Source organism: Pseudomonas sp. 2822-17 (genome assembly GCF_002742485.1).
In the GTDB taxonomy this organism is placed as follows: domain Bacteria; phylum Pseudomonadota; class Gammaproteobacteria; order Pseudomonadales; family Pseudomonadaceae; genus Aquipseudomonas; species Aquipseudomonas cyclaminis.
Genome location: NZ_LJRZ01000886.1, coordinates 1 through 246 on the forward strand (window position 1 = coordinate 1; position 246 = coordinate 246).

A 246-nucleotide genomic window follows, 5' to 3' on the forward strand; every position below is an offset into this window, starting at 1 on the left:
CCCTTGTTTCCCCTAACTGCTCCATATGAATTTGATGCATTGATTCAACAAATTCATCCACCAATGTTGTATTCCCAATGATTTTTGCACCTTTATTAGTCAGAGATTCAAACTCTTCTTGTATAACAACCTTCCCCTTATCTAAAATGATAACTTCATCAAATAAATAGGCCATTTCAGAAACAAGATGTGTGGATAGAATAATGACTCTTGGATGATTCTGCTGCTCTTCTAGTAATTCCTTGT

At 35.0% G+C, this 246-nt stretch carries 1 pseudogene; it reads right to left on the bottom strand.

The annotated features are described in order from the left end of the window. Positions 1–246: pseudogene (locus AOA60_RS32920) on the bottom strand (hypothetical protein); the annotation flags it as partial.